Source organism: Geodermatophilus aquaeductus (assembly GCF_900182545.1).
Classification (GTDB): Bacteria; Actinomycetota; Actinomycetes; order Mycobacteriales; family Geodermatophilaceae; genus Geodermatophilus; species Geodermatophilus aquaeductus.
This window is the reverse complement of the sequence record NZ_FXTJ01000009.1, coordinates 12438-36830: the sequence shown is the minus strand read 5'-3', so window position 1 is coordinate 36830 and position 24393 is coordinate 12438. Positions and strand designations below refer to the sequence as shown.

Sequence of the window (24393 nt, the reverse complement as noted above, 5' to 3'; positions counted from 1 at the left end):
GAGGGAGCTCCGCGTTGCCGTTCCTCCTGCACCGGCTGCTGCGCTTCGCCCGGATCCGGCTGCCCGGCTGGAAGCTGCCGCTGGCGGTGGCCACGCTGGTGTTCCTCACCAGCTGGGGACTCATGGCGCTGGCCGAGCCGGGCAGCGAGATGGTCCGGCCGGACACCTACTGGTGGTACTTCGTCGTCACGGCCGCCACCGTCGGCTACGGCGACTTCTTCCCCGAGTCCGTCGCCGGGCGCCTGGTCGGGGCCTACGTGATCGTCGGCGGGATCGTCACCCTGACCCTGCTGTTCACCGAGCTGGCCACCGCGCTGCAGACCGCGCGGGGCAAGCGGCTGAGAGGAGTGGTCGGCCTGGACCTCCGGGACCACGTCGTCGTGCTGGGCTACACGCCGGGTCGCACCGAGCGGATCGTCGCCGAGCTCACCGTCGAGCCGGGCACCCAGGTGGTGCTCGCCGCCCACGACGACGTCGCGGGCAACCCCATGCCCGAGGAGCCGCGGGTGTCCTTCGTCCGCGGCGACCTGACACACGCCGACGTCATGACCCGCGCCTGCGTCGAGCGCGCGCGGACGGCGGTCATCGACGGCCGCGACGACAACGAGACACTGGCCATCGCGGTCGCCGTCGACCACGCCAACCCGCGGGTGCACATGGTCGCCGCGGTGCGCGACCTCGGCCGGCGCGAGAGCCTCCGCTACGTCAACCCCGGCGTGCAGGTGGTGCAGTGGCACATGCCGTTCCTGCTGTCGGAGGAGGCCGCTGACCCGGGGCTGACCCAGGTCTACAACGAGCTCATGACCGCCGGCGGGCACGGCAACACCTACTCGCTGCGGGTGCCGCGCGACCTGCCGCAGCGGACCTTCGGCGAGTGCCAGACGGCGTTCGGCCGCGACCACGGCGCCACGGTGCTCGCGATGCGCACCGGCGAGGAGCTGCTGGTCAGTCCCGCGTGGGACACCCCGGTGCCGGAGGGCGCGACGCTGTACTACGTGGCGTCGCGGCGGCTGGACGAGGCGCGGCTGGGCCGCTCACCACACGCCGAACGCCGCGGCCAGTAGCGCCACCACCCCGGCGAGGGCGGCCAGGACGGCCAGCACGGTCAGCACGACCGGGACGACCACCCAGCGGCGCTTGAACCGGCGCCGCCGCTGCACCGGTGCCGCGGCGCGGGCGGGGGACGGCGGTGCCGAGGGCGGGGCCGACGGCGGTGCGGCGGCCGCGGGAGCGGGGGTGGGCCGCGAGGAGCGCCTGCCGGACTTCTCCTGGAGGTCCTTGCGCTCCTTCCGTTCCTTGCGCCGGTCGGCGAGGTAGCGCGCCTGGTCGCGGGCGTCGCGGGCGACGCTGTGGATGACCGAGGCGAGGGCGCGCAGGTCGTCGATGTCGAAGCGCTCGACCTGGCCGCCGAGGGTGGGGCGGCTGCCGGCGTTCGCGTCGTCGTCCCGGTCGTCGCCGGGCCCCTGCGGGCGCGGCGTCCACTCCGGCCCCGGCCCGGCGCCCTCGAGCGCCGCGCGCAGCGCCGACCGGGTGCGCGGGACGTCCCAGCGCGCGACGGCGTCCTTGGTGAGCAGGCCCTCGAGCACCGGCGCCAGCGGGCCGGCCAGCTCGGTGGGGGCGGGGTCCTCGGAGACGACGGCCAGCAGCGTGGCCATCGACTCGGGCCGGTCGAAGGCCAGCCGGCCCTCGACGGCGGTGTAGAGCGTGGCGCCGAGGGACCACAGGTCGACGGCGGGTCCCGGCTCCTCGCCGCGGGCCCGCTCGGGCGCCATGTACGACGGCGAGCCGATGATCGCGCCGGAGGTGGTGATCGACGGGCCGCCGGTGGCGATCGCGATGCCGAAGTCGGTGAGGTGCGCCGCGCAGTCCCGCCCGACGAGCACGTTGGCCGGCTTGACGTCGCGGTGCACGATCCCGGCGGCGTGCGCGGCCTCGAGCGCGTCGAGCACGTCCAGGCCGATGCGGGCCACCGCGCGCCAGGGCAGCGGCCCCTCGCGCTGCACGATCTCCTGCAGGCTGCGGGACTCGACGTGCTCCATGACCAGCCAGGGCCGGCCGTCCTCCTCGACGACGTCGTAGAGGGTGGTCACGCACGGATGCACCAGGCGGGCGGCCGCCCGGGCCTCGCGCAGGGTCCGGTTGCGCAGCGCCTCGCGCTCGTCGTCGGTGAGGTGGGCGGGGAAGGTGACCTCCTTGAGCGCCACCGGGCGCCCGAGGACCTGGTCGTTGGCCCGCCAGACGACGCCCATGCCGCCGCGGCCGAGCATCCCGTTCACCGCGTAGCGGCCGGCGACCAGCCGCTGTGCACCCGCGTCGGCGGTCATGCCCGGGACGGTACGCCCGGAGGGGCTCCGGCGGCCCGGCTCAGTCACTGCCGCCGGTCGGGGTCTCGGGGTCGCTCTCCGCCTCGAGGTGGGCGGCGGTCTCCTCGTCCTCCATCTCCAGGGCGATGTCGCGCGGCTGCGGGAGGTCCGGGTCGGGCGTCGTCATGCCCCCAGCCTGCCCCGATCCGTTGCCGCCCGCGCCCCGGCGCCGGACCGTCCGAGGGCAGGACGAACCGGCACCGCCGGACCGCGCCCGGTTCCCCACGCAGGGTCACCGCCGGGCGGCGCCGCGGCCGGGCCGGGGGTCCGACCCCCGCCTAGACTCCGCGGCCGATGACGCTCACCCGCCTGCTGGTGGCCAACCGCGGCGAGGTCGCCGTCCGCGTGCTGCGGACCGCCGCCGCCCTCGGCCTGTCCACCGTCGCGGTCGCCGCCGAGGACGACGCCGCCAACCTCCACGCCCGCCGCGCCGACGACGTCGTGCCCCTGCCCGGCACCGGCCCCGCGGCCTACCTCGACGTCGCCGCCGTCGTCGGTGCCGCGGTGCGCTCGGGTGCCGACGGCCTGCACCCCGGCTGGGGTTTCCTCGCCGAGAGCCCCGACCTCGCCCGGGCGTGCGCGGAGGCCGGTGTGGCCTTCGTCGGCCCCGACGCCGGGGCGCTGGCGCTGCTCGGCGACAAGACCGCCGCCCGCGCCCGCGCCGCCGGCCTCGGCCTGCCCGTGCTGGCCGCCACCGACGGCGACACCGACCTCGACGCTGCCACCGCGTTCCTCACCGGCCTGGGCGAGGGCGGCGCGGTCATGGTCAAGGCGGTCGCCGGCGGCGGCGGGCGGGGCATGCGCCCGGTGCGCGACCCCGCCGACCTGCCCGCGGCGCTCGAGCGTGCCCGCTCGGAGGCGGCGGCCGCGTTCGGCAGCGGCGCGGTGTACGTCGAGCGGTTGCTGACCGGCGCCCGGCACGTCGAGGTGCAGGTGGCCGGCGACGGCGCCGCCGTGGTGGCCCTCGGCGACCGCGACTGCTCGCTGCAGCGGCGCCGGCAGAAGCTGGTCGAGATCGCGCCGGCGCCCGGCCTCGACGACGACCTGCGCGCCCGCCTCGCCGCGTACGCCACCACGCTGTGCGGCTCGCTGGGCTACCGCGGGCTGGCCACCGTCGAGTTCCTCGTGCGCGGCGGTGAGGTGGCCTTCCTCGAGGTCAACCCGCGCCTGCAGGTGGAGCACACCGTGACCGAGGAGGTCACCGGCCTGGACCTGGTCGAGGTCGGCATCCGGCTGGCCGAGGGCGTTCCCCTCGCCGACCTCGGGCTGGCCTCCCCGCCGCCGTCGCGGGGCGCGGCCGTGCAGGCCCGGGTCAACGCCGAGACGCTGCTGCCCGACGGCACGGTGCACCCCGGCGTGGGGCGGCTCGAGCGGTTCGTCCCGCCCACGGGCCGCGGCGTGCGGGTGGACACCGGCGTGGTCGCCGGCGACGAGGTCGGCCCGCGCTACGACTCGCTGCTGGCCAAGGTCGTCGTCGCCGACCGCGACCTGCCCCGCGCTCTGGCCGGGTGCCGCCGCGCGCTGGCCAAGCTCGACGTCGCCGGCGTGCCGGTCAACCGCGACCTGCTGGCCGCGCTGCTCGACCTGCCCGGGATCGCCGACGGCGGGGCGACCACCGACCTCGTCGACGACCGCCTCGCCGACCTCGTGCCGGACGCGCCCGTGCAGGCGACCGTGGCCGGCACCGACGGCGCGCAGCCGGTGACCGCGCCCCTGTCGGGCGCGGTGGTGGAGGTGACCGCCGCGGAGGGCGACGCCGTCGCCGCCGGGACGACGCTGCTGGTGCTCGAGGCGATGAAGATGGAGCACGTCGTGCCCGCGCCGGCGGCCGGCGTGCTCACCGGGCTGACCGTGCGCGTGGGCGACGTCGTCACCGCGGGGTCGGTGCTCGGCGGGGTCGTCCCCGGCGACGTCGGCGACACCGCCGCCGGTGCGGAGGCCGACGACCCGGACGCCGTCCGCCCGGAGCTGGCCGAGCTGCAGGAGCGGCGGGCCGCCACCCTCGACGAGGCGCGGCCCGAGGCGGTGGCCCGCCGGCACGACGCCGGACGGCTGACCGCGCGGGAGACGGTGGCCGCGCTGGTCGACCCGGGCACGTTCGTCGAGTACGGCCAGCTCGGCATCGCCGCCCAGCGCGCGCGCCGGTCGCTGGAGGAGCTGGTCGCGCGGACCCCGGGCGACGGCATGGTCACCGGCATCGGCGAGGTCGGGGGCGTGCCGTGCGCCGTCCTGGTCTACGACTACACCGTGCTGGCCGGCACCCAGGGCCGCACCAACCACCGCAAGACCGACCGGCTGCTCGAGGTCGCGGCCGAGCGGTCGCTGCCCGTGGTGCTCGTGGCCGAGGGCGGCGGCGGGCGGCCCGGCGACACCGACGGCGGCGGCTTCTCCCGCCTCGACGTCCCGACGTTCACCACGATGGCCCGCCTGGCCGGTCGGGTGCCCACGGTCGCCGTCGTCTCGGGGTACTGCTTCGCCGGCAACGCCGCGCTGGTCGGCTGCTGCGACGTCGTCATCGCCACCGAGGACAGCAGCATCGGGATGGGCGGCCCGGCGATGATCGAGGCCGGCGGGCTGGGCGTCGTCGCCCCGGGCGACGTCGGCCCGACCGCGGTGCAGGCCGCCAACGGCGTCGTCGACGTCGTGGTCCCCGACGACACCGCCGCCGTGGCCGCCGCCCGGCAGGCGGTCGGCCTGCTCACCGGCCGCGTCGTGCCGGGAGAGGCCACCGACCAGCGGGCGCTGCGGACGGCGCTGCCGGCCAACCGGGTGCGCAGCTACGACGTGCGGCCGGTGGTGACCACGCTGGCCGACGCCGGCAGCGTGCTGGAACTGCGGCCGGTGTTCGGGCGGGGCATCGTCACCGCGCTGGCCCGGCTCGACGGGCGGCCGGTGGGGATCGTGGCCAACGACCCGCGGCACCTCGGTGGCGCCATCGACGGCGAGTCGGCCGACAAGGCCGCGGCGTTCCTGCGGCTGTGCGCCTCCGCCGGGCTGCCGGTGGTCTCGCTGGTCGACACGCCGGGGTTCATGGTCGGCCCGGAGTCCGAGCGGACCGGCACCGTGCGCCGCTTCGGCGGGCTGTACGTGGCCGGCGCGCAGCTGGGGGTGCCGCTGCTGGCGGTGGTGCTGCGCAAGGCCTACGGGCTGGGGGCGATGGCCATGCTCGGCGGCGACCTGCAGGTCCCGCTGTTGACGCTGGCCTGGCCCACCGGCGAGTTCGGGCCGATGAGCCTGGAGGGGGCGGTGCGGCTCGGGTACCGGCGGGAGCTGGAGGCGCTGCCGCCCGAGGCCCGCGAGGGGCGCTACGCGGAGCTGGTGGCGGAGTCCTACGCGCAGGGGAGGGCGCTCAACGTCGCCTCGGCCTTCGAGGTCGACGACGTCGTCGACCCCGCCGACACCCGGGAGGTGCTGGTCCGCGCGCTGGCCGGACTGGCCGGGCCGTCCTAGCGTCCGGACATGCCGAGCTACCGCCTGACCACCGGCGACGGCGCCGTCCTGCAGGAGTGGGACGCCGCCGACGCGACCGCCGCGGAGTCCGAGGCCGTGGACGTCGTCAGCCGCCACCGCGCGGACGACCCGCCGGGTGCCGCGGAGTACGTCCTCCTCGACGAGGCCGGCGGCGACGTCGCGCGGTGGGGCCCGGTCGCTCCCTGAGCTCAGTCCTCGCCGAGGCGGCGCTGCAGCACCTCGTGCTCGTGGCGCAGGACCACCTGGGTCACCAGGTCGCGGACGGCGCCCTCGGCCTGCCGGCCGATGAAGGGCGCGTCCACCTTGGCGTCGCCGGTGACCGTGGCACGGGTGCCGCCGCCGGGTGCCGGGGTCAGCCGCCGCTCGCAGGTGACGACGGCCTGGCGGCCCATGATCTCGGCGCGCAGGTCGAGCGCGCCGCGGTAGCCGCCGTCGCCGTCGGGGGTCCAGGTGGTGACCTCGGTGACCGGCACCGTCCTGCCGACGAACCGGGCGAACACCGGCGGGATGCCCGTCGTGGCCGCCGTCAGCCGCACCCGCGTGGTGGCGCCGGCCCCGTCGGCGCGGCTGGACACCTCCTGAACCTGCGCCTCCAGAGCCGCGGCGACCTCGCGCAGGAAGGTCTCGTCGGTGAGGGTGGCGAGGACGCGGTCGGGGGCGGCGGCGTAGGTGGTGGTGGCGTCGATGGGCACGCCCCATCCTCGTGCGGGCCCGCGGCGGCCGCCCACCGGGGTCACCGGGACGGGCGAGGGCGCTGGGGCCGCTGCGCCGGACCCGCACTGCCGGCCTCCGGGGTGGGCCGGCTCACGCGACCTAGCGTCCCTCGCACCGCGCCGGCCGATCGGGACCGGCGCACTTCTCGAGGAGATCGACGCGTGCGCCGCAGCACCGCCGTCGCCGGGGCCCTGGCCGCCGGCGTCACCATCCTGTTCTCGGGCGCGACCGCCCAGGCCGCTCCGACCGCCACCGTGTACGTCCCGGACGACTTCGTCCCCGCGCTCAGCGACACCCGTTCCGCGGGTGACTACGAGGTGCAGGGCACGGGGCTCCACATCTCGACGACAGGGACCACCAGCAACGACAAGGTCGCCGAGTACGTCGCTACCGACACGCCGCTCACGGCTGTTGGCGAGCCGAGCCTCGACTACGCGAACACGTCGGGCGGAGGCGTGCCCGGCTTCCAGCTCGTCGTCGACTTCGACGGCAACGGCTCCCCGGACGGCATCCTCGTCGGTGAGCCGGGCGTCTACGGCAACGACTGGTGGGTCAACAACGCGGCCGCGAAGTTCGTCAAGGACGGCGCCCCCTCGCACACGGGCGGCTCCGGCAGTGCGAACCACGGCACGCTCACCCAGTGGCGCAGTGCCTTCCCCGAGGCCGACGTCCTGGCGTTCGGCTTCTCGCTCGGTTCGGGCGTCAAGGGCGACGGCGTCATCAGGTCGATGACGTTCGCCGGTACGACCTACACGTTCGCCGAGCACGTCCGGCTGCAGAGCAAGCAGCAGTGCAAGGGCGGCGGCTGGGCGACCAGCACCGACCCGGTCTTCCGGAACCAGGGTGAGTGCGTGAGCAGCTTCGCCAAGCCCGCCGAGCGCTGACCTCCGCTCCAGCGACGAGGCCCGCCACCCCGCCCGGGTGGCGGGCCTCTCGTCGTCCCCGGCTGACGGGCGAGGTGCGCGAGCGCGAGTGCTCCGGACGGCGGCTGTGCGAGGTCTGGTACGAGCTGGACCTCGGGAGCCGCTGACCCAGAGCGCCCCGCAGACGGCGGAGGCCCACCCGGATCCGGGTGGGCCTCCGTGCGTCCGGATCAGGCCGCCGGCGCGGGCTCCTCGGGTGCCGTGCACGCCGGGACGGGCGTCTCGGCGTGTTCGGTCACCGCGGGGTCGGCCGGGACCACCGCGGGGTCCGCGACCGCCGTGCCGTCGACCGCTGTGTCGTCGACCGCTGCCGGGTCGGCAGGGTCCTCGCACGCCGGGTCGGCCGGCGTCTGCTCGGTGACCGGCTCAGCCGGCGGCTGCTCGGTGACCGGCTCGTCGGCCGGGAGGTCCTCGGCGGGCGGTTGCTCGGCCGGTGGCTGCTCGACCGGTGGCTGCTCCACCGGGGGCTGGTCGGCGGGAGGTTCCTCGGCGGGGGGTTCCTCGACGGGTGGCTGCTCGACGGGTGGCTGCTCGACCGCGGGGTGCTCGGCAGGAGGCTCCTCAGCGGGCGGCTGCTCGGCGGAGGGCTCCTTGGCCGGAGGCTGTTCCACCGCCGGTTCCTCGGCGGGCGGCTCCTCGGCCGGGGGCTCCTCGGTCGGAGGCTGTTCGGTCGGAGGCTGTTCGACCGGGGGCTGTTCGGTCGGGGGCTGTTCGACCGGGGGCTCCTCGGCCGGCGGTTCCTCGGCGGTCGGGGGCTGTTCGGCCGGCGGTTCCTCGGCCGGCGGTTCCTCGGCCGGAGGCTCCTCGATGGGCGGCTCCTCGGCGGGCGGCTCCTCGGCGGGTGGCTGCTCGGCGGGTGGCTCCTCGACCGGGGGCTGCTCGCCCGGTGGCTCCTCGACCGGCGCGAGGGGCGCCACGTCCGCCGGGGCGGACGGCGTCTCGACAGGAGGCGTCTCGACAGGAGGCGTCTCGGCCGGAGGCTCGGCAGCCGGAGCCGGTGCCTCGGGAGCGGGTGCCTCGGGAGCGGGTGCCTCGGGAGCGGGTGCCTCGGGGGCCGGCGCGGCGGGGACGGGGTCGGTGGGCACGGGTGCCGGGGGGAGCACCTCGGGGGCGGGCGGCTCGTCGGTGAGGGCGCCCGCGCCGAACGCGTCGCCGAGGTGGGAGTCGCCGAACGAGAACTGGTCGAGGAGGTCGCCCGGCGAGGGGGCGGAGTCGCCGGCATCCGGCACCGGGCGCGACACGGAGGCCGGCACCCAGCCCTCCTCGAACCCCGGAGCCGTGACGCCGATGCTCGGCAGCACCAGCGGGCCGGCCTCGTCGGCGGCCTCGCCCACCCGGGCCTCCGTGCGCGCCGTCTCCCCGGCGGCCGCCGCTGCGTCCGAACCCGAGGCGCCGGCGACCGGTGGGCCGGAGACGGCGGCCACCGCGGCCGCGACCCCGAGCGCGCAGGCGCTCGCGCCGAGACCCGGGATGAACCGGGCGGACCGGATGCCGCGTCGTTTCCTGTCCATGCGCTCTTCCCCCTGAGCCGTCGGAAGGCCCGCCCATGGTGTCCCGGGCGGTTCCGTACGTCTACGGCCGCCGGTGCGGCCCTTGCCGCTCCCGCGCGTGTCGCCGGTGCGCCTCGCCGGAGGCGCGCGGCAGGCGGTCGGGAGCGGGGTACGCCGTCCCGACCGATTGCACGGAACCGATCCGACCACGAACTCGCGGGGATCGCAGGGGACGGCGTCAGCGGCGGTTGCGCCGCGCGATCTCCGTGCTGAGCGCCGCGGCGAAGGCCGTCCACGCCGCGTACGGCACCAGCGCCAGCCCGGCCGTGCGGTCGGTCCGCGCCGAGCGCCGGACGAGGTCGGCGGTCGAGACGGCGAGCAGCGCCGCCTCCGCCGCGGCGAGCGCGGGCCGGCGGGCGCGGAAGAACGCCCACGGCCAACCGGCGTTGAGGACGAGGTTGACCGCGAACGCCCGGGACCAGCTCCGCCGCCCGGCGCCCGCTCGCCGCAGCGTCCGCGTGCCGGCGGTCGCGAGCAGCGCGTACAGCGCCGTCCAGGCGATCCCGAAGAACGGGCCGGGCGGCTGCCAGCGCGGCCTGTCCAGCCGCCGGTACCAGTCCGAGCCGACGTCGGTGCCCGCCGTGCCCACCAGCGCGGTGAGCACGACGGGCACGGTGGACGTGACGAGGGGACCGGGGCGGCTCATGGTCCGAGCATGGCCCGCTCAGGCGGGCACGGCCTCCCGCTCGGCCGGGGCCGGAGTCGCGGGACGGGAGTGGCCGGCCCGCGCGGCACCGACGCCGAGGAGCGCCAGACCGGCCAGGCACCAGACGGCGAGCACGAGCAGCGCCGGACCGGAGCCGGCGCCGTCGAACCACGAGGTGGAGCGCAGCAGCGTGCCGGTCGCGCCCGGCGGGAGCCACTGGCCCACCGCGCCCCAGGCGCCCGGCAGCAGCTCCGGGGCGCCGGCCAGGCCGGACAGCGGGTTGCCCAGCAGCACCGTCGTCGCCGCGCCGATCGCCAACCCGGGCGTGCCCAGCAGGTCGTACAGGCCGAGCAGCACGAGCGCGGTCGCCGCGATGCCGAGCGCCACCACGCCCGACGTCGTCCACCACGAGCCCTCGACCGAGCCGAGCCAGGTGCCCAGGACGGTCGCGGTCACCATGCCGCCGGCCACCGCCGCGGCGAGCGCCGTGACGATCCGCCGTCCGCGGCCGCGGACCAGGCGCGAGGTGAGCGCGGCCGTCACGATGCCGCCGAGTGCGAGGGGCAGGGCGGCGGCAGCGAGGCCGACGCCGCGTGGGTCCGCCTCGGGAGCGGGCACGACGTCCTCGACCGGCACCTGCGTACCGGTCGCCGCGCCGAGACCCGCCGCGACCTGGCGCAGCGAGTTGGCGACGGCGGGGGAGGCGGCGGAGGCGACGAGCAGCCGCGGGCCGGCGGCGTCGACGACGACCGCGCCGTAGACCTCGCGCTCCTCGATCGCCGACCGGGCCGCCGCCTCGTCGTCGACCGGGCGGACGTCGAAGGCGCCGGGGGAGGCGCTGTCGAGGGCGGCGGTCACCTGGGCGGCGGCCGGAGCGGGTCCGGCGACGGCGAGCGGGAGGTCGTGCGGTGCCGAGCGGACGGCGAACCAGGCGAAGGCGGTGAGGACCACGGTGAGCAGGACGGCGACCGCGACGGGAACGACCAGGGCGGCGCGGGCGGGCGGAGCCGCCGGCTGCGGGGAGGCGGACATGGGAGGCACTCCAGCCAAAACGAAGGACCGTTCGCTTACCCGGTCGAGTGTGGCGACGAGCCGCCCCACCGTCAAGAACGATCGTTCGCTTTACTATGACGGCGTGCCCCGCGTACCCGAGTCGCACCTCGCCGCCCGCCGCGACCAGATCATCGACGCCGCCACCGCCCGCTTCGCCGCGAACGGCTTCCAGGCGACCGGCATGGCCGACGTCATCGCCGCGTCGGGGCTGTCGGCCGGCGCCGTCTACCGGTACTTCCGCAGCAAGGACGAGTTGATCGCGGCCATCGTCGAGCGGGTCGTGGGCGAGGCGGCGGCGCGCTTCGAGGTGCTGCTGCAGCAGGACCCGGTCCCGGACCCCGCCGGCGCCGTCGCGACCGCCGTCGGGATGGTCGCCGACGTGGCCGGGCGCGGGCCGGTCGACCTCACCCGGGTCGCCGTCCAGGCGTGGGGGGAGGCCCTGCGCAACCCCGAGGTGCACACCGTCGTCGACCGGACCTACCGCGCCATCCGCGGCTTCTTCGTCGAGGTGGTGCGGCGGGGGCAGGAGGCGGGGACCATCCCGGCCGACGCCGACCCGCAGCACCTCGCGGCCACGATGCTGTCCGCGGTCCTCGGCTTCCTCCTCCAGCGGCTGCTGCTGGGCGACCTCGACCCGGCCGCCTACACCGCCGCGCTGCGGGTGCCCTGGGTGGCTCCCTCCAGCGCTGCCACCCCGGGCTCCGCCGGGTAGGACCGCGGTGGCCGGCTGCCGTACAGCACCCCGGCCACCACCAGGGCGCCGCAGGCGATCTCGACCGCGGGCGTCCGCTCACCGAGGAACAGCCAGGACGCGCCCATCCCGACGACCGGCACGAGCATCGAGAACGGCGCCACGGTGCCCGAGGGGTGGCGGCTCATCAGCGCCGTCCAGATGCCCGAGCCGAGCAGGGTGGCGACGACGACGGTGAACAGCAGGCCGGCCAGCGCGAGGACGCCCCGCTGCGTGCCGAGCGTGGTGAGCGACGTCCCGATGCGGGCGGGGCCCTCGGTGGCCAGCGACAGCGCGAGCATCGGCAGCGGCGGGACGACGGTCATCCAGAGCATCAGCCGGAAGGGTCGGGCCGGTCGTGCCTGTCGGTTGCACAGGTTGCCCAGCGCCCAGCCGAGCCCGCCGCACAGCGTCAGCAGCACCGGCAGCAGCGTGGCGCCGCCGTCCAGGCCGGCCCGGTGGACGGCGATGCCGGCCAGGCCGACGACCGCCAGCCCGACCCCCGCCGCCTGTCGTCCGGTCAGCCGCTCGCGCAGCAGCAGCCCCGCGAGGACGACGGTGAACGGCGCCGAGGACTGCAGGACCAGCGAGGCCAGGCCGGTCGGCATGCCGGTGTCCATCGCCACGTAGAGGAAGACGAACTGCAGGACGCCGAAGCCGGCGCCGTAGCCGAGCACCCACCGCCACGGGACGCCCGGGCGCGGCACGAGCAGGACCGTCGGGACGGCGATCACCGCGAAGCGCAGCGCCACGAGGAAGAACGGCGGGAACTGCTCGAGCGAGAGGTGGATCGCCAGGAAGTTCAGTCCCCAGACGACGGCCACGAGCAGGGCGAGCAGGCGGTCACGGGTCGGCACGACATCGAGCCTCCCCGGCCTCACGCATCAGCACCAGCCAATGGATCTGCACCGACGATGTAGCGTCACTGCATGGATGTCCGGGCCCTGGAGACCCTGCGGACGGTGCGCAGCCAGGGCGGCGTCGGCGCCGCCGCGGCCGTCCTGCACCTGACGCCCTCGGCGGTGTCCCAGCAGCTCGCGGCGCTGTCGCGGGAGGTTGGCGTGCCGCTCACCGAGCGGGTCGGCCGCGGGTTGCGGCTCACCGCGGCGGGTGACGCGCTGGCCGACGCCGCCGTCGACGTGGCCGTCGCCGTCGAGCGGGCACGGGCGGCCTGCGCGGCGTTCCTCGAGCGGCCGGAGGGGACGGTGCGCGTCTCGGCGTTCCAGAGCGGCGCCCGGCTGCTGCTTCCCCCGCTGCTCACCCGGGTCGCTCCGCTCGGCGGCATCACCGTCGAGTGCTCCGACGAGGACGTCGCGCTCGACGACTTCCCCGCGCTCACCGACCGGGTCGACGTCGTCGTCGCGCACCGGCCCGACGGTGCGCAGTGGCCCGCCGCGGGGCTGCGCGTCGTCCCGCTGCTGCGCGAGCCGCTCGACGTCGCCGTGCCGCGGGACCACCCGCTGGCCGGCCGCGACCGGGTCTCGCCCGGCGACCTCGACGACGAGGACTGGATCGCCGTGCGCGAGGGCTTCCCCGTGGCCAACGTGCTCGGTGCCGTGGCGACGGCCTCCGGGACCACGCCGCGGATCGTGCACCGCATCAACGACTTCTCCATCGCCGAGGCGCTCGTCGCCGCCGGCCACGGCATCTCGCTGCTGCCGCGCTTCACCGGGGGCGGCCACCCCGGCGTCCGGCTGCTGCCGCTGGCGGGTGTGCGGGCCGGGCGCACCGTCGACGCGCTGCTGCGCCCGGACACCGCCGAGCGGCTGGTCGTCCGCCGGGTGCTCGAGGCGCTGGTGGCCGTCGCCGCCGAGGCCGCGGGACGGCCGCGCTGACCGGGGTCAGGGCTTCCAGCGGTTGAGGCCGGTGAGCTGGCGGACGGCGGCCGAGGACACCCGGTAGGGGATCTTGTTGAGGACGGCGGCGATGCGGGCGTCCGGCCCGACCTGCACGCGGAACGCCGGGCGGCTCGCCGTCAGCACGCGGGCGACGGCGCGGGCCACCTCGCGCGGGTCGCGCGAGCGGGGGAGGTGCTCCTCCTCGACGAAGCGCTCGACGGTCTGCAGCAGACCGGTGTAGGCGCTGTCCGGGGGAGTGATGCGCGGTGTCGTCGCCCAGATCGCGGTGTCGTAGTTGCCCGGCTCCACCAGCACCACCCGGACGCCGAAGGGCTCGACCTCGTAGGCCAGCGACTCCGCCCAGCCCTCGAGCGCCCACTTCGAGGAGCAGTACAGCGACAGGGCCGGGTTGCCGTAGCGCGCCGAGTCGCTGGAGACGAGGACCAGCCGGCCCGACCGCTGCTGCCGCATCACCGGGAGGACGAGCTGGGTCAGCCGCATCGCGCCGAACAGGTTGGTGTCCAGGACGCGGCGCCACTCCTCCTCGTCGGTGTCCTCGAACGCGCCGCCGCTCGCGGTGCCGGCGTTGTTGACGAGGGCGTCCAGCCGGCCGCCGGTGAGCTCGAGCGCCGCCGCCACCCCGCGCTGCGCAGACCCGGCGTCGGTGACGTCGAGCGGGACGACGTCGAGGGGCTCGAGGCCGGCCTCCCGCGTGCGCGCGTCGAGCGCGGCCCGCTTCCCGGGCTCGCGCATCGAGGCGACGACCCGCCACCTGCGGCCGGCGAGCTCGACGGCGGTCTCCAGGCCGAGGCCCGAGGAACACCCGGTGATCAGCACGGTCCGCTGCGCGTCGTCCACGGCTCCCACATCGGCAGGCGGGCCGCGGGAACGGACGAGGGGGACGGCGGGGGGATCTCCTCTTCCCGCCACCTCAACGTATAGCGCAGCCGGGGGCTTGCGGCAAGACCCCGGTCGGGGCCCAGACTCGCCCGCCGTGAGCCCCTTGAGCACCAGCGTGTTCGACCTCCCCGACGAGCTCGCCGCCAAGGCCGACCCGGCCCTGGTCGCCCGCGACGAGCGGCACTTCGCCGCCGTGGGCGAGAGCCTCCGGCGCTCGATCGCCGAGCTGTCCGACCGCCTCGACGCCGAGCGCCGCTCGCCCGGCGGCACCGGACAGGCCGCCCTGGACCGGGACCTGGAGGTGCACCGGCTGACGGCGCGGCTGCGCGCGCTGCGCCGCTTCGGCCTGGACCTGTGCCTCGGGCGCATCGTCGGCGCCGACGACGGCGATCCGGTGTACGTCGGACGCTTCGGCCTCACCGACGAGGCGGGGCGCCGGCTGCTCGTCGACTGGCGCTCGCCCGCGGCCGAGCCGTTCTTCGCGGCCACCCACGCCGACCCGATGGGCCTGGCCAGCCGCCGCCGCTACCGCTGGACCCGCGGCCGCGTCACCGACTACTGGGACGAGGTGTTCACCCCCGACGCGCTGAAGGGGCACGCCGCCCTCGACGACCAGTCGGCGTTCATCGCCAGCCTGGGCGGCGACCGCTCGGCCCGGATGCGCGACGTCCTCGGCACCATCCAGGCCGACCAGGACGCGATCATCCGCGCGGGGTCCGCCGGCGCCCTCGTCGTCGACGGCGGGCCGGGGACCGGGAAGACCGTCGTCGCACTGCACCGGACGGCCTACCTCCTCCACTCCGACTCGCGGCTCGGCCACCGGCGCGGCGGGGTGCTGTTCGTCGGCCCGCACGAGCCCTACCTGGCCTACGTCTCCGACGTCCTCCCCAGCCTCGGCGAGGAGGGCGTGCGGACCTGCACGCTGCGCGACCTCGTGCCCGAGGGCGCCGCGGCGGCGACCGAGACCGACGCGGAGGTGGCCCGCCTGAAGTCCTCCGCGGACCTGGTGCGGGCCGTCGAGGCGGCCGTCGCCTTCCACGAGCAGCCACCGGCCACGGGGACGACCGTCGAGACGCCGTGGACCGACGTCTGGCTGAGCCCCGACGACTGGGCCGAGGCGTTCGAGGCGCGCGAGCCCGGCACGCCGCACAACGAGGCGCAGGAGCAGGTCTGGGAGCAGCTGCTGACGATCCTGGTCGACGCGCACGACGACGTCGAGCCCGACCTGGTCCGCGAGGCGCTGCAGCAGGACCGGCAGCTGCGGGCGACCTTCACCCGCGCGTGGCCGCTGCTCGAGGCGACCGACGTCGTCGCGGACCTGTGGTCGGTCCCCGCCTACCTGCGCCGGTGCGCCCCGGAGCTGGGTGCCGACGACGTCCGGAGGCTGCAGCGACCGGACCCGAGGGCGTGGACGGTCTCCGACCTGCCGCTGCTGGACGCGGCGCGGCAGCGGGTCGGCGACCCGGAGGTGGCCCGGCGCCGGCGGCGGGCAGAAGCGACCGTCGCCGCCGAGCGCGAGCGCATGGCCGGCGTCATCGACGAGCTGATCGCGGCCGACGACTCCGAGCTGCTGCTCATGACGACGCTGCGCCACCAGGACCTCCGCGACGCGCTGGTCGACCAGGCGGCGCTGCCCACGGCCGACCCGGACGTGCTGGCCGGACCGTTCGCGCACGTGGTCGTGGACGAGGCGCAGGAGCTGACCGACGCGGAGTGGCAGATGCTGCTGCTGCGCTGCCCGTCGCGCAGCTTCACCATCGTCGGGGACCGCGCGCAGGCCCGGCACGGCTTCGCCGAGTCGTGGCAGGAGCGGCTGGAGCGGATCGGGCTCGGCCGGGTCACCGTGGCCTCCCTGACCATCAACTACCGGACGCCGGAAGAGGTCATGGCCGAGGCCGAGCCGGTCATCCGGGCCGCGCTGCCCGACGCCAACGTGCCGACGTCGATCCGCAGCACCGGGCTGCCCGTCGTGCACGGGCGGGCGCGGGACCTGCAGTCGGTCCTCGACGGCTGGCTCGCCGCGCACGCCGAGGGGGTCGCCTGCGTCATCGGCGACCCGACGTTCCGGACGACGCCGCGCGTGCGGTCGCTGACGCCGGTGCTGGCGAAGGGGCTGGAGTTCGACCTGGTGGTCCTCGTCGATCCTGAGCGCTTCGGCGGGGGCGTCGAGGGAGCGGTCGACCGCTACGTCGCCATGACCCGCGCGACCTCGCAGCTCGTCGTCCTCACGAGCTCCTGACGCCGGCGACCGCGCGGGCGGTGGCCACGAAGGCGAGGACTGCCGGATCCCGCTCGTCGGCCCGCCAGCACAGGGCGGTCCGGGCGTCCTCCACGTCGGTCAGCCGGACGAAGCTGACCCCGGGACGCAGGTAGTTGGTCACGGCGAAGTCGCTGGCGAAGCCCAGGCCGCGACCGTCCGCGCAGAGGTCGAGCAGGTCCTCGAAATCGCCGGCCGCGGGTCCTCGTACCGGGTGCGAGCCGTCGGCCCGCGGGTCGACGAGCCACCAGTCGACGGCGGTCGGGGGAGCGCCGGCCAGGGTCAGGAACGTCTCGCCGTTGGTCTCCTCGATGCTCACCGCGTCCCGTCCGGCCAGCCGGTGGTCGGACGGGACGAGGAGCAGACGGCGCTGGCGGGTCACGGTCGCCCAGCGGATCCCGGGCAGCTCACGGGGGAGCGGCTCCGGCAGGTACGCCGCGTCCAGTCGTCCCCCTCGCAGGGCGGGGAACGCGTCGTCGAACCCGGTCCGCCGGGTCGCCACCTCCACCTGTGGATGGCGTGCGGCCATCGCCGCCTGGACGGCCGAGCGCAGCGGACCGCCGGCGGCGGCGAAGACGCCCACCCGGACGGCGCCGACCTGCTCCGCCGAGCGCTGCGCGGCCCAGAGCCTGACCGCGTCGTGTGCCTCGGCTGCTGCCCGCGCCATCGGGAGCAGTTCCTCCCCGGCCTCGGTGAGCTCGACCCCGCGGGGACCACGGGTGAAGAGCGCGGTCTGCAGTTGCCGTTCCAACCTCGCCGTCTGCTCGCTCAGCGACGGGACGGTGAGGTGCAGGCGCTCCGCGGCGCGGCCCATGTGGCCCTCCTCGGCGAGGGCGACGAAGTACCGCAGCGCATGTGCGGAGACGTCCACGTGCACCTCTCGTGTCCTGGGCTCGCCGAAGCGGTCGGCGGCGAGTCTGCACCGGCAGGCGCGAGCCGGCGGGCCACGGCCCCCACCTGCGTCGTCAGGACCCGCCTAACAGGACTTCGGCAGGTCCTTCTTGCCGTGGGAGCGGCCGGGCCCGGAGGGTCCTCGCCGACGGATCGGCAACGGTGGAACGGAGAACGCGGTCGTGTGCGACGTCGTGTCCCGCGTGGCGGGTGACCCCTCGGTGCCCGAGGCGAACAGGCGGGCCTTCCTCAAGGCCCTCGGTGTCACCGCGGCTGCAGGCGGGATCGCGGCCGCCGGGATGGGGACGGCGCGCGCGGAACGGGCCCCGTCGTCGGGTCGCGGCGTCCGCGGCAGGACGCGCCTGGTGCTCCTGGGTACCGCGGGCGGCCCGACTCTGACGCAGAGCCAGCGCTCCGGTGTCTCGACCGCCGTGGCCTACGGGGACAGGGTGTACGTCGTCGACCTGGGCCTCGGCGCGATGCTGCGCCTCCGGCAGAGCAGCCTCACACCGCAGGACGGCACCGCGTCGACCTTCAGCCGCGTCCGCGGGATCTTCTTCACCCACCTGCACAGCGATCACGTCACCGACTGGCCCGCCGTGTACGCCACCGGGCCGATGAACGCCACGGGCCGACCGGAGGGCGCGCCCATCCAGGTCTGGGGGCCGGGGGACCGCGGGTCCCTGCCTCCCTTCCGCGGCCGTCCCGGCACGGAGCCGGCCGTCTACAACCTCTCGCAGCCCACCCCCGGGACCGCGGCCATGACGGCCTACCTGACGCAGGCGTGGGCGGCCGACTTCAACGACCGGGCACGCGACAGCGGCTTCCCCGGCCCGCAGAGCCTGTTCACCGTCCACGACGTCCCCGCACCTGTGCCCACACCCCCGTCGGGAGTGCCCCCGCGGATCAGCCCGTTCCCGGTGTGGCAGGACGGCGAGGTCACGGTCACGGCCACCCTCGTCGACCACCGGCCCACGGCTCCGGCCTTCGGCTTCCGGTTCGACACCCCGGACGGCTCGATCGTCGTCTCGGGGGACACCGGGGTCAGTGAGAACCTCGTCGAGCTGGCGCAGGGCGCCGACTACCTCGTCCACGAGGTCATCGACCCGGACTGGATCGACCGCCTGGTGGCGACCCTGCCCGCGACGATCGGTGAGCCCCTCCGGGCGCACCTCCTCGAGTCCCACACGGCGATCGACAGGGTCGGCCGCGACGTCGCCGAGCCGGCAGGCGTCCGCAACCTGGTGCTCACCCACCTGGTGCCGGCGGAGAACCCGGAGGGACGCTGGCGGCAAGCGGCCAGGGGCTACTCGGGACGCCTCGTCGTGGGCCGTGACCTCCTGGAACTCGCCGTCGGCTGACCCGATCCGGCCGGGTCGGGCCGACCGGCGGTGCGCACCGGTCCGGCGGGTGCCATCGTCACCCCGCTCGACCAGGACCGGAGCCGCTGGGACTCCCTGCTCGGTTGCCGGTCATGCGTGGTGACGACTGGTGGGCGCGCCTTCCCCCGGTGGTCACGTGCGACCGACACACTTCGGCGGCACCTGACCGAGGTCGGTGACCCGAGAGGAACGCCGGTGAAGGGCGTTGACGGCGGACAGTTCTGGAGTGGCCTCGAACCCTCGGCGGTTCCGGCTGCCCTGACGGCGTTGGCGGTCGACCACGCGGTGGCCATGGACCGCCCGGTCGCATGGCGCAGGACCTGGCTGGACAGCATCGACCTGCGGCTCTACCGCAGCGGGATGGCGCTGACGGCCGTCGAGGGCGCCGACGGCGACGGGTCCGTGCTGGAGCTCAGTTGCCCCGACGGTGTGACCGTCAGGGCCGGGCCCGACATGCTCGGCTGGCCGCGCGTGCCGGCACGCCTCCCCGACGGTCTGCGCCCGCACCTGGAGCCGGTCCTCGGCGTGCGCGCACTCCTGCCGATGGTCGAGGCATCGGGGACGTCCGTCACCGGCAGGCTGCTGGACGACGAGGGCAAGACCGTGGTGCGGTTGGTCCACGAACGTCCGGCGACGATCACGGGCGGCCGGGAGCAGTTGCCCGGGGGACTGGGGTTGGTCCCCCTGCGGGGGTACGACGCGGCCGGCGAGCGCGCCGCCCGGATCGCGCACCGGGCGGGGCTGGTCCCGGACACGCCGTCGCGCTACCCGGCAGCCCTGCGCGCCGCGGGGATCGATCCGGACGCGTCTTCGCGGGCCGTGATGGAGCCAGGCCTCCCCGCCCGGGCGGCGGTGGCCCGGGTGCTGTTGTCCTTCCTCGGCCAGCTGGAGGCCGCCGTGGACGGCACGGTCAGCGACGTCGACATCGAGTTCCTCCACGACCTGCGGGTCGCGGTCCGGCGCAGTCGCTCGGCGGTCAAGCTGCTCGGCGACGTCCTGCCACCCGGCCTGGTCGCGTGGGCGGCACCGCAGCTGAGGCTGCTCGGCGAGCTCACGACGCCGGCGCGCGACCTCGACGTCCTCCTCCAGGAGCTCCCGTCCCTGACGGCTGGTCTGACCGGTGACCGGCGCGAGGACGTGGAGCCGCTGGTGCTCCACCTGGCCGGGCTGCGTGCGGACGAGCAGCGCAGGCTCGCGGCCGGCCTGCGGTCGCCACGGTTCGAGCGCTTCCGTGCCCGGTGGCGCGCCTCGCTGCTGGCGCTGGCGACCTGGGACGGGCAACCCGGTGCGGGGCCGACCGCGGCCGAGGTGGTTGTGGAACGGCTCGACCGCGCGCATCGTCGTGTGCTGCGCCGCGGTTCGCGGATCACGGACGCGTCGCCTGCCCAGGACCTGCACGACCTGCGCAAGCGGACCAAGGAGCTGCGCTACCTGCTGGAAGTGCTCCCCACGACGACCGATCCGGCCGACGCTCGCGTCGTCATCAAGGAGTTGAAGGCAGTGCAGGACGTGCTCGGGACGTTCCAGGACAGCGAGACCCAGCGCGATACGCTCCACTCCCTCGCCACCGAGCTGATGTCCGGTGACGGCGCCTCCGCCCGGACGATCTTCGCGATGGGGGAGATCGCGGCCCGGCTGCAGGAGGACCAGGACACGTCGCGCGGTGAGTTCGCTGCGGTGTTCGAGCGCTTCTCGCGGAGGTCGGCGCAGCGTCCGACGGCCCGCGCCACGGCAGGAGTGGCGCGGTGAAGGTCGTGGCCACGTACAACATCAAGGGCGGCGTCGGGAAGACGTCGGCCGCGGTCAACATCGCGTACTTCGCGGCCCGCGACGGCCTGCGCACCCTCCTCTGGGACCTCGATCCGCAGGGTTCGGCCACCTACCTGTTGAGGGTCAAGCCCAAGGTGAAGGGTGGCGGCGACGCCCTGGTCAGGGGCAAGCGCACCCTGGGCGACGGGATCAAGGGAACCGACTTCGACGGGCTCGACCTGATGCCGGCGGACTTCAGCTACCGCAACCTGGATCTGGACCTGGACGGCACGAAGCGCCCCACGGATCGGATCCGCCGCCTGCTCGCGCCCCTGCGGAAGGAGTACGACCTCGTCGTCCTCGACTGCCCACCGAGCGTGTCCCTGGTGTCGGAGAACGTCGTCCACGCCACTGACGTGCTGCTCGTCCCCCTGATCCCCGCCATGCTCTCGGTGCGCACGTACGACCAGCTCATCGACTTCGTCGACACGATGCCGGGGCGGAAGCCGCAGGTGCTCGGTTTCCTGTCGATGGTCGACAGCCGCAAGAAGGCCCATCGCGAGCTCGCCGCCCGACTGCCCAGCGACCATGCGTCCGTGGTGGCCGAGGCGATCCCCAGCCGGGTGGTGATCGAGCAGATGGCCGAGGAGCGCGCACCGGTTCCCGCGTTCGCGCCGGCCAGCTCGGCGACAGCTGCCTACGAGGCACTGTGGGGACGGGTGCGGTCGTCCCTGACCGGCACCGGCTGACGCCCGCGGGCACAGGGCGGGCCGCGCTCCTCGGAGCGTCGTCACGAATGCCGAGGAGGGCACGTGTCGGCGGCCGTGGCTCGAGCAGCGGCGAGGTCGGACGCGTCGACCTGGATTGTCGAGCCGCAGCGCCGGGACGTCCTGGCGCTTCCGCGCGCGGGTGAGCGGCCGGTGACCGAGGCGGGCGAGCAGCGCCTCCACGGCCTCGACGTCCGCGCGCCCACCTGGCCCACGCGGTCCGGGACCGGGAGCACCTCGACTTCCGCGTCCTACCGCCCGGATCGGGAGGGCGGGGAGATCTCGACTCTCCGAGCGAACCGCACGCTGAGCTGCGGTTCCGCGCGTGGGGCCGGTGGGGGGGCGGGATGTGCCGGTCCCGGCCCTGAGGCCACGGACGGCGGAGACCTGACGGGCGCAGACGTCCGGTGATGGTTTGGTGACGGAGGGGTGATGCCGGAAACCTAGCGTCGCCAGCAGCGGGCCCGTCTCGGGCGTGCGGTGCGCCGAAGCCGAGGGGTGATGGCCCGTGACCTCGAGTCCTCCTCCATCAGCACCCGGTGGCTCTCCCGTCGGGCCCCCGGCTGTTCCCGCTGGGCCGTCCTCCGGCGCCCCTGATGAGCAGCCTCCTGATACCCCTCGCCAGTGGCTCACGGGCCGCATCTCCGACTCGAAGACCGCGTGGGCCGCCGCCATCCTCTTCGGCGCGGTCGGGCTGTTCGCCTCCTGGGTGGGCCTGCTCGACGTCCTGTCCGCCGCCGACCTGCAGTACAAGCTGATCGGGCTCGCGTTCGTCGTGGCCGGGCTGGCCCTGTTCACAGGAACTGCGGTCCTCGTGCGGAAGCGGTGGTGGTGTACGCACGGACGGATCGCGGCAGTCGCTGCAGGCGTCGCCGGAGCGCTGGTCGGCATCTACCTGCTGGTGATGCAGTACCGGGCTCCGGGCCTCGCTCCGAGTCGACTCCCCCCGCTCCCGGCATGGGTGCCGTGGGCCGGCATCGTGGCCGCGTCGGTGGCGGGGGTCGTCCTGGGGTGGTGGAGCACCCGGGAGTACGTCGACTCGCAGGTGAAGTGGACGGCCCTGGGTACCCGCCTGGCCGCCGGGGGACTCTCCGTCACGGTGCTCTTCGCGGGAGTGCAGTGGTGGTACACGCAGCAGTACCAGCCGGGCACGATTGCTGCGGCGCTGACGGTCACGACCGAGTTGACGCCGGCATCGAGCGAAGGCGACAGGTCGGACCCGCATCAGTTCGAGGGCACCATCAGGATCGAGAACGTCAGCGACACGAAGGTCCAGATCGTCGCCTCCCTGTACCAGGTCACGAAGGTCACGCAGACGGCTCGGCCCGAGATCCCGGGTGTCAACGCCGTGGACGCGGAGCGGCAGGCGGTCGCCTGCTTCCTCGAGGAGCTCGCGCCGGTCACGGACCGTGAGTGCGACGAGCCCGGCATCCGCGAGTTCGGCGGCTTCAGTTCAGGCGACCCGCAGGCGCAGGACGACTGGCCGATCTCCCGCACCGGTCGGGCGACCGCGGTGCAGACGCTCCAGATGGGCCAGATCCTCGGGGACCGCTCGTGGCTCGAACCCAAGGAGGAGTACCAGACCAACGTGCTGATCCACGTCCCGGAGGAGCAGGCGGTAGCCGGCGGGCCCTTCGAGCTCGACACCCTGGAGATGTGGGCGTGGTTGGCCGTAGCCCAGGGATCACGACTCGTCCTCCAACCGGTGCCGAGTCACTCGCCCGAGATGGTGCCGCAGGCTCTCATGAGCAACGAGGAGTACCGCGACTACACGCAAGCGCGGACGGACGTCCAGGCTCCCGAGAGGGAAGCCAGAGGCAGCGCCCGCGATTCCGATGAGGTGGTGCAGGAGACCGAGGAGGTGGGTCTCGGAGAGCGGGAGGCGCTCCTGCAGGAGCTCGCTGTGTCCAGGCCGCAGGACGAGACCGCGTTCGGCGTGTCCGAGCCGGTGCAGACGCCACGGTTCTACCCGCACCGGTACACCGTCGTCGAGTGGCCGATCGAGGACCTGAGCACCGTCCACCGACTCGTCACGGGCTCCCAGGTCGTCAACGCGGTACAGGTCCTGAGCATGCGGACGTACGACCCGCTGGTGCCTGCTGCAGTGCTCGCGGACCCGAGTTCGTCGGCTCTCATGGAGTACGAGAGCGCTGGCATGGCCACCTGCATCAGTCCCGCCCGCACGCTGGAAGGCGAGGACGCCGACTCGGAGATCCGTCGCGACCCGACCGCCGTGTGCCCGGGGACGTGGTACTCCCTCCTGGACCAGGACGGAGACGTGGCGAACGACTACGAGCGCCGCTACCAGGAGACGGTCGACTACCGCGAAGAGATGGCGGGCTATTACGGGCTCATCCAAACCGCAGCCGCAGACGTCCTCTCACTGACGACCGCGGACGAGGCCGCCGCGGCCACGATGCCGGCCGCGGACTACGCGCATCCGGTCACCAGCCCGGCGTTCGAGACGTGTGAAGCCGCGCTCGAGTGGGCCGACGTGCTCATGAGCTTCTATGTCGACAACCCGCAGGGGGCGTTCGACATGCGTGGCGCGTTCGCCCGACATGAAGCCGAGATGCGGGGTCTCGACGACGTGCCCGACGGGCCGAGCCTCGCGGACGGCGTGACGGCGGCTGACGGTTTGGACGGGTACGTCGACTCCACTGAGTCCGTGCTCGCCGACTGCAGTGGCACCGAGGTGCCGGAGGGGACTCCGGCGGCGGCCTGCACCCAGGCCGCCGACGCCTGGCTCGGCGGGTTGAGATACGCGCGCGATCTGGGCGGGGCCATGCGGGAGCACCTGGCGGTCATGCAGCGGCTCGACCGCCGGGAGATCACCCCACAGCAGGCCAGGGTGCAGGGAGAGCCCTCGCTCGACCGCGGGGCTGCCGCGTCCAGCGGGTACGACCAGGCCGTGGCCGGCGCCCGGGAACGGGTGGAGCAGTGCCGCTGAGCGTCGGTCCACGGGCAGGACGGGATTGAGTCAGCGCAGTGAGTGACGCGGTGGGGCGGGTGGGGCTCGAACCCACGACCCAGGGATTATGAGGTCCTTCAGTGCCGATTCTCGACCTGCCACTCTCCGGTCGATTGGCGTCCTGACCTGCGGTTATGTGGTTGGCGGTGATGTGCCCGCGATGGCCTGAAACGGGCCTTTTGTGGGCG

The 24393-nt window shown here is 75.1% G+C and carries 20 protein-coding genes; 11 read left to right on the top strand and 9 right to left on the bottom strand.

The window, feature by feature from the left end; translation table 11 throughout:
• Positions 1-14: 14 nt before the first annotated feature.
• The gene (locus FN207_RS19495) at positions 15-1064 is read left to right on the top strand and encodes an ion channel (protein ID WP_142460120.1); all 1050 of its coding nucleotides are present in this window, start codon (positions 15-17) and stop codon (positions 1062-1064) included.
• Here FN207_RS19495 and FN207_RS19490 read toward each other — a convergent pair.
• Positions 1035-2324, bottom strand: a complete 1290-nt coding sequence (locus FN207_RS19490) for a serine/threonine-protein kinase (RefSeq protein WP_142460119.1) — start codon at positions 2322-2324, stop codon at positions 1035-1037. The genes FN207_RS19495 and FN207_RS19490 overlap by 30 nt on opposite strands.
• Before the next feature lie 40 nt (positions 2325-2364).
• Positions 2365-2490 carry a hypothetical protein gene (locus tag FN207_RS27355; RefSeq protein ID WP_281282150.1) on the bottom strand — a complete coding sequence of 42 codons (126 nt, stop codon included), beginning with the start codon at positions 2488-2490 and terminating at the stop codon, positions 2365-2367.
• 167 nt (positions 2491-2657) lie between these two features.
• Between FN207_RS27355 and FN207_RS19485 the strand changes: the two genes are divergently transcribed.
• Both FN207_RS19485 and FN207_RS19480 read left to right on the top strand, forming a co-directional pair.
• Positions 2658-5813, top strand: coding sequence for an acetyl-CoA carboxylase family protein (locus FN207_RS19485; RefSeq protein WP_142460118.1), 3156 nt, complete (start codon positions 2658-2660; stop codon positions 5811-5813).
• Between the two features lie 9 nt (positions 5814-5822).
• Positions 5823-6020 (top strand): hypothetical protein, encoded by a 198-nt coding sequence (locus FN207_RS19480; RefSeq protein WP_142460117.1) that lies wholly within the window; start codon positions 5823-5825, stop codon positions 6018-6020.
• Positions 6021-6022: 2 nt separating this feature from the next.
• Here FN207_RS19480 and FN207_RS26435 read toward each other — a convergent pair whose 3' ends face one another.
• The gene (locus FN207_RS26435) at positions 6023-6526 is read right to left on the bottom strand and encodes a DUF2505 domain-containing protein (RefSeq protein WP_185938438.1); all 504 of its coding nucleotides are present in this window, start codon (positions 6524-6526) and stop codon (positions 6023-6025) included.
• Between the two features lie 183 nt (positions 6527-6709).
• Here FN207_RS26435 and FN207_RS26430 point away from each other — a divergent pair, with 183 nt between their 5' ends.
• Positions 6710-7432: a hypothetical protein gene (locus FN207_RS26430; RefSeq protein ID WP_185938437.1), complete on the top strand. Its 723-nt coding sequence runs from the start codon at positions 6710-6712 to the stop codon at positions 7430-7432.
• Between the two features lie 209 nt (positions 7433-7641).
• On the opposite strand, the gene FN207_RS26425 is transcribed toward FN207_RS26430, so the two are convergent.
• The 3 genes from FN207_RS26425 to FN207_RS19460 all read right to left on the bottom strand — a co-directional run bounded on the left by FN207_RS26425 (position 7642) and on the right by FN207_RS19460 (position 10699).
• Complete coding sequence (locus FN207_RS26425; protein ID WP_185938436.1) at positions 7642-8982, bottom strand: hypothetical protein; 1341 nt, start codon at positions 8980-8982, stop codon at positions 7642-7644.
• A 217-nt stretch (positions 8983-9199) separates the two neighbouring features.
• Positions 9200-9667, bottom strand: a complete 468-nt coding sequence (locus FN207_RS19465; protein ID WP_142460115.1) for a TspO/MBR family protein — start codon at positions 9665-9667, stop codon at positions 9200-9202.
• A gap of 18 nt (positions 9668-9685) precedes the next feature.
• Positions 9686-10699, bottom strand: a complete 1014-nt coding sequence (locus tag FN207_RS19460) for a hypothetical protein (protein WP_142460114.1) — start codon at positions 10697-10699, stop codon at positions 9686-9688.
• Positions 10700-10802: 103 nt separating this feature from the next.
• On the opposite strand from FN207_RS19460, the gene FN207_RS19455 reads away from it, so the two are divergent.
• Positions 10803-11432, top strand: coding sequence for a TetR/AcrR family transcriptional regulator (locus FN207_RS19455; RefSeq protein ID WP_185938435.1), 630 nt, complete (start codon positions 10803-10805; stop codon positions 11430-11432).
• Here FN207_RS19455 and FN207_RS19450 read toward each other — a convergent pair.
• On the bottom strand, positions 11363-12307 hold the full coding sequence (locus tag FN207_RS19450; protein WP_142460112.1) for an EamA family transporter: 945 nt from the start codon (positions 12305-12307) through the stop codon (positions 11363-11365). The two genes, FN207_RS19455 and FN207_RS19450, sit on opposite strands and share 70 nt — an antisense overlap.
• A 72-nt stretch (positions 12308-12379) precedes the next feature.
• On the opposite strand from FN207_RS19450, the gene FN207_RS19445 reads away from it, so the two are divergent.
• Positions 12380-13285: a LysR family transcriptional regulator gene (locus FN207_RS19445; RefSeq protein ID WP_142460111.1), complete on the top strand. Its 906-nt coding sequence runs from the start codon at positions 12380-12382 to the stop codon at positions 13283-13285.
• Positions 13286-13291: 6 nt separating this feature from the next.
• Here FN207_RS19445 and FN207_RS19440 read toward each other — a convergent pair whose 3' ends face one another.
• Entirely contained in the window at positions 13292-14146 is an 855-nt protein-coding gene (locus FN207_RS19440) for an SDR family NAD(P)-dependent oxidoreductase (protein WP_185938434.1), read from the bottom strand.
• A 136-nt stretch (positions 14147-14282) separates the two neighbouring features.
• Between FN207_RS19440 and helR the strand changes: the two genes are divergently transcribed.
• Positions 14283-16427 carry an RNA polymerase recycling motor ATPase HelR gene (helR, locus tag FN207_RS19435; protein ID WP_142460109.1) on the top strand — a complete coding sequence of 715 codons (2145 nt, stop codon included), beginning with the start codon at positions 14283-14285 and terminating at the stop codon, positions 16425-16427.
• Here the strand turns inward: helR and FN207_RS19430 are convergent.
• Positions 16414-17316, bottom strand: coding sequence for a LysR family transcriptional regulator (locus FN207_RS19430; RefSeq protein ID WP_142460108.1), 903 nt, complete (start codon positions 17314-17316; stop codon positions 16414-16416). The two genes, helR and FN207_RS19430, sit on opposite strands and share 14 nt — an antisense overlap.
• A gap of 202 nt (positions 17317-17518) precedes the next feature.
• Here FN207_RS19430 and FN207_RS19425 point away from each other — a divergent pair, with 202 nt between their 5' ends.
• The 4 genes from FN207_RS19425 to FN207_RS19405 all read left to right on the top strand — a co-directional run bounded on the left by FN207_RS19425 (position 17519) and on the right by FN207_RS19405 (position 24184).
• Positions 17519-18697: an MBL fold metallo-hydrolase gene (locus FN207_RS19425; protein ID WP_142460107.1), complete on the top strand. Its 1179-nt coding sequence runs from the start codon at positions 17519-17521 to the stop codon at positions 18695-18697.
• A 288-nt stretch (positions 18698-18985) separates the two neighbouring features.
• Entirely contained in the window at positions 18986-20467 is a 1482-nt protein-coding gene (locus FN207_RS19420) for a CHAD domain-containing protein (protein WP_142460106.1), read from the top strand.
• Positions 20464-21216 carry a ParA family protein gene (locus tag FN207_RS19415; RefSeq protein ID WP_142460105.1) on the top strand — a complete coding sequence of 251 codons (753 nt, stop codon included), beginning with the start codon at positions 20464-20466 and terminating at the stop codon, positions 21214-21216. The genes FN207_RS19420 and FN207_RS19415 overlap by 4 nt, the downstream gene beginning before the upstream one ends.
• 727 nt (positions 21217-21943) lie before the next feature.
• Positions 21944-24184: a hypothetical protein gene (locus FN207_RS19405; RefSeq protein ID WP_142460104.1), complete on the top strand. Its 2241-nt coding sequence runs from the start codon at positions 21944-21946 to the stop codon at positions 24182-24184.
• The last annotated feature ends 209 nt before the right edge of the window (positions 24185-24393 follow it).

Coding starts and splice junctions, on each gene's coding strand:
- FN207_RS19485 (WP_142460118.1), top strand. CDS start 2,658: ATGACGCTCACCCGCCTGCTGGTGGCCAACCGCGGCGAGGTCGCCGTC.
- FN207_RS19490 (WP_142460119.1), bottom strand. CDS start 2,324: ATGACCGCCGACGCGGGTGCACAGCGGCTGGTCGCCGGCCGCTACGCG.
- FN207_RS27355 (WP_281282150.1), bottom strand. CDS start 2,490: ATGACGACGCCCGACCCGGACCTCCCGCAGCCGCGCGACATCGCCCTG.
- FN207_RS19465 (WP_142460115.1), bottom strand. CDS start 9,667: ATGAGCCGCCCCGGTCCCCTCGTCACGTCCACCGTGCCCGTCGTGCTC.
- FN207_RS26425 (WP_185938436.1), bottom strand. CDS start 8,982: ATGGACAGGAAACGACGCGGCATCCGGTCCGCCCGGTTCATCCCGGGT.
- FN207_RS19445 (WP_142460111.1), top strand. CDS start 12,380: ATGGATGTCCGGGCCCTGGAGACCCTGCGGACGGTGCGCAGCCAGGGC.
- FN207_RS19480 (WP_142460117.1), top strand. CDS start 5,823: ATGCCGAGCTACCGCCTGACCACCGGCGACGGCGCCGTCCTGCAGGAG.
- FN207_RS19460 (WP_142460114.1), bottom strand. CDS start 10,699: ATGTCCGCCTCCCCGCAGCCGGCGGCTCCGCCCGCCCGCGCCGCCCTG.